This is a genomic window from Brevundimonas sp. KH_025 (assembly GCF_057839885.1).
In genome coordinates, this window is sequence record NZ_CM174501.1 from 2,963,875 (window position 1) to 2,975,973 (window position 12,099).

The window sequence follows — 12,099 nt, forward strand, 5'->3', positions numbered from 1 at the left end:
TGATTTCGCCCACCCTACCTCAGGCGTGGGCGGACGCCAGATTGTCCTGTTCTTCGTCGTCGCCTCTCTGCGCCAGCCAGGAGGCGCTGCGCATCTCATTGAGCCGCGAGACGGTGCGTTCGAACTCGAAGGCGCCGACCCCTTCGGCGTAGAGGGCTTCGGGTTCGGCCTCGGCCAGAACGACCAGCCGGGTCTTGGCCTCGTAGAGGGCGTCGATCAGCGTCACCAGACGGCGCGCCTCGTGGTGGTTGGCGGGGGACAGCGTCGGCACGTCCGACAGGAACAGGGTGTGGAAGCGCCGGGCGATCGCCAGATAGTCCTGCGGCCCCAGCGGCGTCCCGCACAGTTCGTTGAAGGTCGCCCGGGCCATGCCGCCGACCGTCCGCTTGACCCGCACCTGACGGCCCAGGACCGGCAGGGCGGCGGGTTCCTCGGGTTCGCCCCCTTTGAGGTCCGACCACAGGGTCTCGAACCCGTCGCGGGCGGCGTCGTCCAGCGGCGAGAACCAGACCTGGGCGCCGGCCATCCGGTCCAGGCGGAAGTCGCGGGCGCCCGCCGTCTCCACCACCTCGCAGCGCGCGCGCAGGATGTCGATGAAGGGCAGGAAGAGCTGGCGGTTGATGCCGTGCTTGTAGAGGTCCTCGGGCGCGCGGTTCGAGGTGACGGCCAGGACCACCTTCTTCTCGAACAGGGCCTCGAACAGCCGGCCCAGGATCATGGCGTCGGCGATGTCGGTGACTTGCAGTTCGTCGAAGCACAGCAGCCGGGCTTCCGAGGCGATCAGGGCCGCGATCGGCGGGATGGGATCATCGCCCTTGCTGGTGCCGAACACCGCCTTGCGGCTCCGCGCGTCGCCCTCGCGCCACTGCTTCACCAGGTCGTGGATGCGGGCCATGAAGGCGTGGAAGTGGGCGCGGACCTTCTTTTGCTCGGGCGTGGCCGAGTAGAACAGGTCCATCAGCATGGACTTGCCGCGTCCCGGCGGTCCCCAGATGTAGATGCCCTTCACCTCGGGCGGGCGGGCGAACAGGCCCTTTTTCGCCAGATCCGCCTCCAGCCGCTCCAGCGCGGCCAGCAGGTCCAGTTGCTGCGGATCGGGGGCGATCACGCCCTCTTCGACGCGGATGTCGTAGGCGTTGCGGATGCGGGAGGTCATGCCCAGCGGCATAGCGCCAAGGGGGCGATCAGGAAAGGCGGCGGCCTTGCTCTGGCCGCGAAGTCAGGAAATTGGGTGAAACTGGTTGCTTCGCGCTTGCGAAAGACCCAAATGCAGAACCGCTTTTCTCCCCAGCGCCCCTACAAGGATATTTTCATCATGGGCTATCGCGTCGCCATCGTTGGCGCCACCGGCAACGTCGGCCGGGAAATGCTGAACATCATCGAGGAACTGAACTTCCCGGTCGATAAAATGCATGCGATCGCCTCGCGAAAATCCAAGGGCGTGGAGGTGTCCTTCGGCGACAAGACGCTGAAGTGCGAGGACCTGGAGCAGTTCGACTTCTCCACCGTCGACCTGGTGCTGATGAGCGCGGGCGGCACGGTGTCCAAGGCCTGGTCCGAGAAGATCGGCAAGGCTGGTCCCATCGTCATCGACAACTCCTCGGCCTTCCGCATGGATCCGGACGTGCCGCTGATCGTGCCCGAGGTGAACCCCGACGCGGTCAAGCTGGCGCGCAAGAAGAACATCGTCGCCAACCCCAACTGCTCGACCGCCCAACTGGTCGTGGCGCTGAAGCCGCTGCATGACGCGGCCAAGGCCAAGCGCGTGGTGGTCTCGACCTATCAATCCGTGTCGGGCGCCGGCAAGGAAGGCATGGACGAGCTGTGGAACCAGACCAAGGCCATCTACGGCCTGGGCGACGCCACGCCCAAGAAGTTCCCCAAGCAGATCGCCTTCAACGTCATCCCCTACATCGGCTCCTTCCGCGACGACGGCTACACCGACGAGGAAGCCAAGATGTGGGACGAGACCCACAAGATGATCGACCCCTCGATCAAGCTGACCGTGACCTGCGTCCGCGTGCCGGTTTTCGTCGGCCACTCGGAGTCCGTGACGGTCGAGTTCGATCGCCCGATCGAGCCGGACGAGGCCCGCGAGATCCTGCGCGAAGCCCCGGGCGTCCAGGTCATCGATAAGCTGGAGCACGACGGCTACATCACCCCCGTCGACGCCGCTGGCGAACACGCCGTCTATGTCAGCCGCATCCGCAAGGATCCGACCGTCGAGAACGGCCTGTCGTTCTGGGTCGTCTCGGACAACCTGCGCAAGGGCGCGGCCCTGAACGCCGTCCAGATCGCCCAGCTGCTGGACGAAACCGGCGTCATCACCCCGTCCAGCGGCTATCGCAGCCTGACGGTCTAAGTGAAGGGGGCCTAACGCCCCGCGCGCGGCGCGGGGCTGCTTGAGGCCCTTCGTATCCTCTCCAAGCCTCCGTCGCGCCTGTGGCGCGGCGGAGGCCGAAAGGTCCGCCGTGACCGCGTCCCCCTCCCCGAACTCGTCCGAAGCTCGCGCCGCCCTGATGGCGGGGGTGGGCTGCTACCTGCTGTGGGGCTTCATCCCCCTGGTCTTCCAGCAGATGGCGCATCAGGGCGCGGACGCCTGGGAGATCATGGGCCACCGCGCCGTCTGGGGCGTGCTGTGGGCCCTGCTGCTGGTGCTGATCGCGCGTCAGTGGACGCAAGTTCTCGCCGTCTTCCGCCAGCCCAAGGTGCTGGGCTGGCTGGCCCTGTCGGCGGTGCTGATCGCTGCCAACTGGACCACCTATGTCGTGGCCGTGAACAACGGCCGGACCCTGGACGCCTCGCTTGGCTACTATCTGAATCCCCTGCTCAACATGGCCGCCGGGGCTTGGCTGTTCCGGGAACGGATCGACCGCTTCGGCGCCGCCGCCATCGGCCTGGCCGCCGTCGGCGTGGTGCTGCAGACCCTGGCCCTGGGTCATGCGCCCTGGGTGTCCCTGCTGCTGGCCTTCAGCTTCGCCGGCTACGGCATCATCAGGAAGCGCGTCTCGGTGGACGCCCAGACCGGCCTGTTCATGGAGTGCCTGCTGCTGGCCGCGCCCGGCCTGGCCTGGGTCGTCTTCATCGAGGCGACGGGGCAGGGCCATTTCACCGCCTCGCCCGCCGCCACCTTCTGGCTGCTGTTCGCCGGTCCGGCCACGGTCATCCCGCTGGCCCTGTTCGCCTGGGCGGCGCGGCGTATGCCCCTGTCCAGCATGGGCTTCCTGCAGTTCCTGGCCCCGACCATCGTCTTCTTCATCGGCGCCATGCAGGGGGAGGCCCTCGGCGGGCTGCGCATCGCCTCCTTCGCCTTCATCTGGCTGGGCGCCGCCGTCTTCGCCGTCGGGGCGGTGCTCAAGGTGCGCCGGTCCAGCCGCACGGCGGAAACCATCGTCGCGCCCGAACCCGGCCTGCTGGACGACCCCGCTGAGGACCGTATGGCGACGCTGGACCAAGAGAGCGAACGCCCGCGCTGAAGCCGCGTTGAGGTCGGGCGCCGTTCCAGCCTAGAAGGGACGATGATCCGCGCCCGCTCCCTCGCCGCCCTTGCCCGTTCCCTGGTCCTGGCCGTCGCCCTGGCGGCCGGCTCGTCCGCCTGCGCCCAGAGCATCGGGATGCAGGGGGACGGCGACGAAGTGATCCGCACCGCGCGCAGCGAGGCGCCCGCCGCCTCGACCCCGCCGGTCGTCGTCCCGACCACGGCCGAGACCTTCGACGCCGTCAGCGCTGCCTTGGACGCCGCCGCCGAGGCCTGGTCGTCGGGCGACGTCGAGGCGGTGATGGCCACCTATGTCGCTGACGAACCCCTGCTGGTCTTCCTCGGCGACGCGCCGCTGAAGGGGCCGGACGCCGTGCGCGCCGCCCTTGCCGCCCGCGCCGCCCAGCCCGGCGGCCTCGGCCTGATGACCTATGAGTGGTTCGAGACCCTGCAGTTCGACGTCAACACCACGGTGGCCTCGGGCCGGGTGGTGGTGCGGCGCGAGGGCAAGACCCAGCGCGGCCTGTTCACCCGCGTCCTGCGCCGCACGCCCGAGGGCTGGCGCATCGTCCACGACCAGCTGGCCTGGGGCGCTGAGGCCTGACGCCTAGAGGGCGGCGTAGAGCGCCTCGACCAGCCGCAGGGCGCGCGGATCGCCGATCAGGTGCGGCGACTGGCGCGTCATGACGTAGGCGGCTGAAACCCGCGCGCCCGGATCGGCGAAGGCCATCGACCCGCCCCAGCCGGTGTGGCCGACGGTCTGCGGGTTGGGACCAAAGACGTTCAGACCCTCATTGCGCATGAAGCCCGCCGCCCAGTTCATGTTGAAGGGCACGACCTTGTCGAGGCCGCGGATGCGCTCGCGCGTGGCCTGCTCCAGGGTCTCGGCCGACAGCACCGCCCGGCCGCCCAGGCCGCCGCCGGTGGCGATGATCGACATGATCCGCGCCAGATCCTTCGCCGTGCCGTGCAGGTTGGCCGAGGGGATCTCCGCCATCCGCCACTCGGTCGATCCGCGCCCGCCCGGCGCCGAGCCCCGGTCGAGGAAGGCGGCCTTCTTGACCGCGTCGATGGGGCCGAGGTCGGGCGCGGCGGCGGGCTTCCTCATCTGCGCCACGCGCCCGTGCTCGCTCTCGGGCAGGCCGATCCACAGGTCCAGATCAAACGGCGCGGCGAAGTCTTCGCGCAGCGCCGTCCCCATGCTGCGCCCGTCGACGATGCGGAACAGCTCGCCCGCCAGATAGCCGATGGTGATCGGATGGTATCCTGACGCGGTGCCGGGTTCCCACAACGGAGCCTGGGCCGCCAGCCTGTCCAGCACGGCCTGACGGTCGAACCAGATGGCCGGCTCGACCCCGTCGGAAAAGCCCGGCAGGCCCGACTGGTGGCTCATCAGCTGGCCGACGGTCAGCTGCTCCTTGCCCGCCGCGCCGAAGGCCGGCCAGTGGTCGGCGACCCGGTCCTCATAGGACAGCAGGCCCTTGTCCACGCAGCGCGCGATCATCAGGGCCATGACCGCCTTGCCGGTCGAGAAGACCGGAACCAGCGTGTCCTCGGTAAAGGGCTTGGTCCCCGCCAGATCGGCCGACCCGGCCCATAGGTCCAGCGCCACCTCGCCGTCGATGACGACGGAAAAGCGCGCCGCCAGCTCGTTCAGCCCCTCGGGCGCATCGACGAAGTTGGCGACGAAGGCGTCCTTCACCGCGTTGAAACGGGCGGGGCAGAGGCCGTGGATTTCGGGCAGGTCGGTCATGCGGGCGGTCTAGCGCGTCAGTCGGCTGAGGTCACGGCTTGCGCCCAATCACTTGCGGGCATCGGCCGAGGCTTGGCGCGCGGCCTCGAACTCGTCGCCCGGCTTCCACGCCGGCCAGTCGCGCGAGTTGGCCAGGGCGTAGCCGACCTCGTACAGTAGCTGCACGTCGGCGGCGGCGGCGTCCATCTTCCACTTAGGCGTCCATTCGTCCGTGGGCTGATGATAGCGGTTGGCGACATAGTCGCGGCTGGCGGCGTTGTGGCCGGTGAAGCCAGCGGCGGCGAACAGGGCGGGCACGCCCTTCCTCGCCAGGGGGAAGTGGTCGGAGCGATAGAAGGCCCCGGCCTGGGGCGCCGGATCGGGGATCAGGCGGCGGCCTTCGCGGCCCGCCAGCACGGCCAGACGGTCGTCCAGATCATTCTTGCCCGCGCCGATGACGACGATGTTGGGATCGATCTCGGTCCCCGGCAGCAGGCTGTCCATGTTGATGTTGGCGACCGTGGTCTCCAGCGGCCAGACCGGGTTGGCGGCGTAGTATTCGGCCCCCAGCAGGCCCGTCTCCTCGGCGGCCCAGCTGACGAAGACGGTCGAGCGTTCCGGGCGCGGCCCCTCGGCGAACAGGCGGGCCAGCTCCAGCACCGCCGCCACGCCCGTCGCATTGTCCACGGCCCCGTTATAGATGTCGTCGCCGTTCTTGGGCGTGGCCCGGCCATAGGCGTCCCAGTGGGCGCCGAACATGACGGTCTCGTCCGGGTGGGTCGCGCCCGGCAGGCGGGCCATGACGTTGCGGGTCTGCACCCGATCAGCCGTCTGGCCGAAGTCGATGGACATGGTCACGCCGTCCAGCGCCACGGGGCGGAAGTCGGGCGTGCGCGCCTGCGCCCTCAGCGCCGCGAAATCGAGACCCGCGTCCTGGAACAGCTTTTCGGCCACGGCGCCCTGGATCCAGCCCTGCGCGGCGACGCGCTCCTTGTCCGGGTCGGCGCGGACGATGTCGAACTTGGGCGCGACCGAGGAATTCTGCAGCGTCGACCAGGGATAGCCCGCCCCCGGCGTGTCGTGGATGACCAGGACGCCTGCCGCCCCGTGCGCCGCCGCCACCTGGAACTTGTAGGTCCAGCGGCCGTAGAAGGTCATGGCTTGGCCGTCGAACTTGCCCGCCACAGGATGGCCCTCGGGCGCGCCGAAGTCGGGATCGTTGACCAGGACCAGCATGATCTTGCCGCGCAGATCGACGCCCTTGTAGTCGTCCCAGCCGCGCTCGGGCGCGTCCACGCCATAGCCGACGAAGACCAGGGGCGCGTCGGTCAGGGTCACGTGATCGACCGGCCGGTCGGACGAAACGATGACGTCCGTGGCGCGCTGCAGGGCCGTGGTCTGGCCCTTGGCCGTGACGCTGATGGCCGCTGGGCCGTCCTGGCTGGTGCGGCTGACCTGTGCGACCTGAACCCAGGATCCGTCAGGTCCGCCGGGCTCCAGGCCGAGGGCCTGGAACTGTTGCGACAGCCATTCGATGGTCCTGTCCTCGCCCGGCGTGACCGGGGCGCGGCCCTCGAACGCGTCCGAGGCCAGAACCCGGGTGGCCTCGTTCAGCCGGGCGGGATCGACGCGGCCGGTCGGCGCGGTCTGGGTCGCTACCTGGGCCAGCGCCGAGGTCGAGGTCATCAGGGCGGCGATCAGGCCGAGCGCGGCGGCGGAACGGGACATCGACATCAGGCGTACTCGAACGACAGCGAAGGGGAGGGCGACAGGCTGCGCCCTCGCGCCCGGCCTGTCGACCCCAGCCTTGGTCGATCAGCGGGTCTTGAGCCAGTCGAGAACGCCGCCCGCCGCCACCACGCCGGACGCGAAGGAGGCCTGCAGCAGATAGCCGCCGGTCGGGGCCTCCCAGTCCAGCATCTCGCCAGCCACGAAGACGCCGGGCTTGGCCGTGAGCATCAGCCGCTCGTCCACGGCGTCCAGCGTCACGCCCCCGGCTGAGGAGATGGCGCGGGCCAGGCCCTGAACCCCGGTCAGGGTCAGGGTCACGCCCTTGATGCGCGCCGCCAGAGGACCGGGCTCGCTCGGCAGCGGTCCGCCCTCGCGCAGCAGGGCGATGGCGGCGGGGTCGAGGTGGACGATCTTGCGCAGCCAGTTGGACAGGCTGTCCTTGCCGCGCGGCTTCAGCAGCTTCTGGGTCAGGGCGGGACGGCTGAGGTCGGGCCGCAGGTCCAGCTTCAGCTCGGCCGACCCGTCGCGCGCGATGGCGTCGCGTAGGCCCGCCGACAGGGCGTAGACGGCCCCGCCCTCGACGCCATAGGCGGCGATCATGGCCTCGCCGCGCACGGTGAGTCCGGCGTGGGTCACGGCGACGCCCTTCACCGGCTGGCCGGCGAAGCGGTCGCGCAACAGCGGCGACCAGTCCACGTCGAAGCCGACGTTGGCGGGTCGGAAGGGGGCGACGGCGACGCCCGCTTCGGTCAGCCCCGGAACCCAGGCGGCGTCTGAGCCGAGCTTGGCCCAGCTGGCCCCGCCGAGCGCCAGAACCACGGCCTCGGGCCGTTCCAGCGTCTCGCCCTCTGGCGTGTCGAAAGTCAGCGCCCCATCCTTCCAGCCGGTCCAGCGCGAGCGGACGCGGACCTCGACGCCCAGGCCCTCCAGCCGCGCCAGCCAGGCCCGCAGCAGGGGCGAGGCCTTCATGGCTTTCGGGAAGACCCGGCCCGAGGAGCCGACAAAGGTCTCCTGGCCCAGGCCCTCGGCCCAGGCGGTCAGGTCGGCGGGAGAGAAGGCGTCCAGCCAGCCGGCGACACGGTCCCGCGCCGGGCCGTAGCGGTCGAGGAAGGGCACCAGCGCCTCCGAATGGGTCAGGTTCAGCCCGCCGCGACCGGCCATCAGCAGCTTGCGGCCGACGGACGGCATCCGCTCGTGGACGACGACGCGCAGGCCCGCGGAGGCCAGCCGCTCGGCGGCCATCAGCCCGGCGGGGCCGGCGCCGATCACGGCGACAGTGAAGGGTGTGGAGGAAGGCGCGTCGTTCATGACGCCTTCCTAGACCGGAACGTCCGCGAACGGCATACGCTCTGTCCTCATGAGCGTCGCCTTCACCCGAGAAGAAGATCTGGAAGCCACAGCCGCCGACCTGGTGGACCGGCCGATCTCGCCCCATCCCAATCATGTCACGGCCGAGGGGCTGGCGATGATCGAGGCCGAACTGGCCTCGGCGCGCGCGGCCTATACCAAGGCCCAGACCCAGGGCTCGATCGAGGCCGACCGCACCGCCATGGCGCGGGCCACGCGCGACCTGCGCTACTGGTCGTCGCGGCGGGCCACGGCGCAACTGCTGGAGACGGCGCCGGACGGCCGGGCGCGTTTCGGCGGCTCTGTGACCATCGAGCGCGAGGACGGCCGCACCCAGACCTGGCGCATCGTCGGCGAGGACGAGGCCGACCCGGCCAAGGGCAGCGTCAGCCACGTCTCGCCCCTGGCCCGCGCCCTGATGGGCAAGCGGGTCGGCGACGAGGCAAGCGTGGCGGGCCAGTCGGTCGAGATCGTCGCCGTCGACTAGGCTGCGTCGAGGGTCAGCAGGCCGCGCGTCGGGCCGAGGCCGCGGCGGGGCGGCGCGCCTTGGCGCTGACGGGCGCGACGGGCTTGCGCGCTTCCAGCAGGGCGCCGATCCAGCCCCACGCGGGTTCCTTATGAGTGCGATACATTTCTTCCATCAGTCGTCCTCCTTTCGTGTGACCCGAATATGCGGTTGACGCGGGGCGTGCACAAACGAGACGATGGAGTTCACGCATAAGGCTTGCTTATGGTTGACGTCCTGTCCCGCATTCCCGTCGACGCCCTGAGGGTGTTCGAGACCGCCGCGCGCCTGCTCAGCTTCACCCGCGCCGCCGAGGCCTTGGGCATGAGCCAGGCGGCGGTCAGCTGGCGCATCCGCGACCTGGAGCAGAGGCTGGATCGGCCCCTGTTCGTGCGCGGCACGCGGCAGGTGTCGTTGACGCCCGAGGGCGAGCGGCTGGCCACGGCGGCGACCGAGGCCATGACCTTGCTGCGGCGGGCCGTGGCCGACGTGGTCGAGGCGGATCAGGGGGTGCTGGCCATCACCACCCTGCAGACCCTGGCGACCCAGTGGCTGGCGACGCGGCTAGGGGCCTTCCAACTGGCCAACCCCGATCTGGCGGTGCGGGTGGACACCAGCTCCATCCTGTCCAGCCTCAGCGCCGACGGGCTGGACGTGGCCCTGCGTTTCGGTTCGGGTCAGTGGCCGGGCCTGGAGAGCCGCTTCCTGATGCCCGCCGTCTTCACCCCGGTCTGCACCCCGGCCATGCGCGACCAACTGGATCTGAAGACCCCCGCCGATCTGAAGCGCGCCCATCTGGTCGGAGACAAGGGCGAGTGGGCCGCCTGGTTCGCCGCCGCCGGGGTGGCCCCCGCCGACGCGGCCCCGCCCCCGCGCCTGACCGCCGACAATCAGGCCATGGAGGTGGCGGCCGCCCTCGGCGATCAGGGCGTGGCCCTGGGCTCGCCCATCCTCTACGCCCGCGAGTTGAAGCGCGGCCTGCTGGTCCGCCCCTTTTCTCAGACCGTCGCCTTGGCCGAGGGCTACTGGATCTGCTACCCGCCCGCCCGCCGCCTGACCCCCAAGATCGCCCGCTTCCGCGACTGGCTGCTGGACACGGCGCGGTCGGACCCGGCGGTGGTCGAGGGCGCGAGGTTGGCGGGACGCGAGGTGGGGGAAGCGGGGGCCTAAAGAAAAAGGGCGGGACCTTTCGATCCCGCCCTTCCTTGGTTCTAGCGTTGGTTGGCTTGGACTTAGAAGTCCATGCCGCCCATGCCGCCCATTCCGCCCATGTCGGGGGCGCCGGCGCCGCCCTTCTTGGGGGCGTCGGCGATGGCGGCTTCCGTCGTGATCATGATGCCGGCGACCGAGGCGGCCGACTTCAGAGCCGAACGGACGACCTTGGCCGGGTCGATCACGCCCATCTGGACGAGGTCGCCGTATTCTTCGGTCTGGGCGTTGAAGCCGAACGAAGCGTCTTTCGACTCCATGACCTTGCCGACCACGATCGAGCCTTCGACGCCCGAGTTTTCCGAGATCTGACGGATCGGAGCCTGCAGGGCGCGACGGACGATGGCGATGCCGGCGTTCTGATCGGCGTTGGCGCCCTTCAGGTCGACCAGCTTCTTGGAGGCTTGCAGCAGGGCCACGCCGCCGCCCGGGACGATGCCTTCATCGGCAGCGGCGCGGGTTGCGTTCAGGGCGTCGTCGACGCGGTCCTTCTTTTCCTTCACTTCGACTTCGGTCGAACCGCCGACGCGCAGGACGGCGACGCCGCCGGCCAGCTTGGCCAGACGCTCTTGCAGCTTTTCCTTGTCGTAGTCCGAGGTGGTGTCCTCGATCTGACGCTTGATCTGCGAGACGCGGGCTTCGATGCCCTCTTTCTCACCGGCGCCTTCGACGATGGTGGTGTCGTCCTTGGTGATCTGGACCTTCTTGGCCTTGCCGAGCATGTCGAGCGTGACCGTTTCCAGCTTGATGCCGAGGTCTTCCGAGATGACCTGGCCGCCCGTCAGGATGGCGATGTCTTCCAGCATGGCCTTGCGGCGGTCGCCGAAGCCCGGAGCCTTGACGGCGGCGACGCGCAGGCCGCCGCGCAGCTTGTTGACCACCAGGGTGGCCAGGGCTTCGCCTTCGATGTCCTCGGCGATGATCAGCAGGGGGCGGCCCGACTGAACCACGGCTTCCAGCACCGGCAGCATGGGCTGCAGCGAGGTCAGCTTCTTCTCGTGGAGCAGGATGAGGGGCTCTTCGAGGGCGACCTCCATCTTGTCGGCGTTGGTGATGAAGTAGGGCGACAGGTAGCCGCGGTCGAACTGCATGCCTTCGACGATGTCGACGGTGGTTTCGGCCGTCTTGGCTTCCTCGACCGTGATGACGCCTTCGTTGCCGACCTTGGCCATGGCCAGGGCGATCAGCTCGCCGATTTCAGCGTCGCCGTTGGCCGAGATGGTGCCGACCTGGGCGATTTCCGAGTTGTTCGAGACCGGCTTGGAGATGGTCTTCACTTCGTCCAGGGCCACGGCGACGGCCTGGTCGATGCCGCGCTTCAGGTCCATCGGGTTCATGCCGGCGGCGACGGCCTTCAGGCCCTCTTGCACGATGGCTTGAGCCAGGACGGTGGCGGTGGTGGTGCCGTCGCCCGCGTTGTCGTTCGCCTTGGAGGCGACTTCGCGGATCATCTGGGCGCCCATGTTCTCGAAGGCGTCTTCCAGCTCGATCTCTTTGGCGACCGAGACGCCGTCCTTGGTCGAGCGCGGGGCGCCGAACGACTTCTGGATCACGACGTTGCGGCCCTTCGGACCCAGGGTCACCTTGACGGCGTCAGCCAGGACGTTGACGCCCTTCAGCATCTTGTCGCGGGCGTCGGTGTTGAATTTTACGATCTTAGCAGCCATGAGCCTGCTCCTATCTGAATGTTTTTATTGAAAGAATTCTACGACAAATGGGGAGGCGATTAAGCCAGCACGCCCAGGATGTCGGATTCCTTCATGATGATCAGGTCGTCGCCTTCGATCTTCACTTCCGTGCCCGACCACTTGCCGAACAGGATGCGGTCGCCAACAGCGACGTCCAGGGCGACGAACTCGCCGTCTTCGTCACGGACGCCCTTGCCGACGGCGATCACTTCGCCTTCTTGCGGCTTTTCCTTGGCCGTGTCGGGGATGATGATCCCGCCCTTGGTCTTGGATTCTTCTTCAACGCGCTTGACCAGCACGCGGTCGCCGAGCGGACGAAACGCCATCGGACTTCTCCCTTAAACCCCCGAAGCGGGGCGTTTTGAAATGGTGGGCGGCGCCCCCGCGACCGCCGCTTTGGCAGCCGGTC

The 12,099-nt window shown here is 69.1% G+C and carries 12 protein-coding genes; 5 read left to right on the forward strand and 7 right to left on the reverse strand.

All coding sequences use genetic code 11. The features are described from left to right. Positions 1-19 precede the first annotated feature (19 nt). On the reverse strand, positions 20-1,156 hold the full coding sequence (gene zapE / locus AC3IS2_RS14660) for a cell division protein ZapE (RefSeq protein ID WP_489198520.1): 1,137 nt from the start codon (positions 1,154-1,156) through the stop codon (positions 20-22). A gap of 159 nt (positions 1,157-1,315) precedes the next feature. On the opposite strand from zapE, the gene AC3IS2_RS14665 reads away from it, so the two are divergent. The 3 genes from AC3IS2_RS14665 (at position 1,316) to AC3IS2_RS14675 (ending at position 4,082) form a co-directional block, all read left to right on the forward strand. Next, on the forward strand, positions 1,316-2,362 hold the full coding sequence (locus AC3IS2_RS14665) for an aspartate-semialdehyde dehydrogenase (RefSeq protein ID WP_489200163.1): 1,047 nt from the start codon (positions 1,316-1,318) through the stop codon (positions 2,360-2,362). Positions 2,363-2,471: 109 nt separating this feature from the next. Then, the gene (rarD, locus tag AC3IS2_RS14670; RefSeq protein WP_489198521.1) at positions 2,472-3,476 is read left to right on the forward strand and encodes an EamA family transporter RarD; all 1,005 of its coding nucleotides are present in this window, start codon (positions 2,472-2,474) and stop codon (positions 3,474-3,476) included. A 42-nt stretch (positions 3,477-3,518) separates the two neighbouring features. Beyond that, complete coding sequence (locus tag AC3IS2_RS14675) at positions 3,519-4,082, forward strand: nuclear transport factor 2 family protein (RefSeq protein ID WP_489198522.1); 564 nt, start codon at positions 3,519-3,521, stop codon at positions 4,080-4,082. Between the two features lie 3 nt (positions 4,083-4,085). Here AC3IS2_RS14675 and AC3IS2_RS14680 read toward each other — a convergent pair whose 3' ends face one another. The 3 genes from AC3IS2_RS14680 to AC3IS2_RS14690 form a co-directional block, all read right to left on the reverse strand. Then, positions 4,086-5,231: a serine hydrolase domain-containing protein gene (locus tag AC3IS2_RS14680; RefSeq protein ID WP_489198523.1), complete on the reverse strand. Its 1,146-nt coding sequence runs from the start codon at positions 5,229-5,231 to the stop codon at positions 4,086-4,088. A gap of 48 nt (positions 5,232-5,279) precedes the next feature. Beyond that, on the reverse strand, positions 5,280-6,944 hold the full coding sequence (locus AC3IS2_RS14685; RefSeq protein WP_489198524.1) for a M28 family metallopeptidase: 1,665 nt from the start codon (positions 6,942-6,944) through the stop codon (positions 5,280-5,282). Positions 6,945-7,025: 81 nt separating this feature from the next. Continuing rightward, complete coding sequence (locus AC3IS2_RS14690; RefSeq protein WP_489198525.1) at positions 7,026-8,249, reverse strand: TIGR03862 family flavoprotein; 1,224 nt, start codon at positions 8,247-8,249, stop codon at positions 7,026-7,028. A gap of 49 nt (positions 8,250-8,298) precedes the next feature. Here AC3IS2_RS14690 and greA point away from each other — a divergent pair, with 49 nt between their 5' ends. Then, a complete protein-coding gene (gene greA, locus AC3IS2_RS14695; RefSeq protein ID WP_489198526.1) occupies positions 8,299-8,775 on the forward strand; it encodes a transcription elongation factor GreA in 477 nt (158 codons plus the stop codon). A 13-nt stretch (positions 8,776-8,788) separates the two neighbouring features. Here the strand turns inward: greA and AC3IS2_RS14700 are convergent, their stop codons facing one another. After that, complete coding sequence (locus AC3IS2_RS14700; protein ID WP_489198527.1) at positions 8,789-8,929, reverse strand: hypothetical protein; 141 nt, start codon at positions 8,927-8,929, stop codon at positions 8,789-8,791. An 89-nt stretch (positions 8,930-9,018) separates the two neighbouring features. Here AC3IS2_RS14700 and AC3IS2_RS14705 point away from each other — a divergent pair, with 89 nt between their 5' ends. Next, positions 9,019-9,963 (forward strand): LysR substrate-binding domain-containing protein, encoded by a 945-nt coding sequence (locus tag AC3IS2_RS14705; protein WP_489198528.1) that lies wholly within the window; start codon positions 9,019-9,021, stop codon positions 9,961-9,963. Between the two features lie 62 nt (positions 9,964-10,025). Here AC3IS2_RS14705 and groL read toward each other — a convergent pair whose 3' ends face one another. Together groL and groES are read right to left on the reverse strand one after the other, a co-directional pair. Continuing rightward, positions 10,026-11,669: a chaperonin GroEL gene (gene groL / locus AC3IS2_RS14710; RefSeq protein WP_489198529.1), complete on the reverse strand. Its 1,644-nt coding sequence runs from the start codon at positions 11,667-11,669 to the stop codon at positions 10,026-10,028. Between the two features lie 59 nt (positions 11,670-11,728). Further along, a complete protein-coding gene (gene groES, locus AC3IS2_RS14715; protein WP_489198530.1) occupies positions 11,729-12,016 on the reverse strand; it encodes a co-chaperone GroES in 288 nt (95 codons plus the stop codon). Positions 12,017-12,099 lie beyond the last annotated feature (83 nt).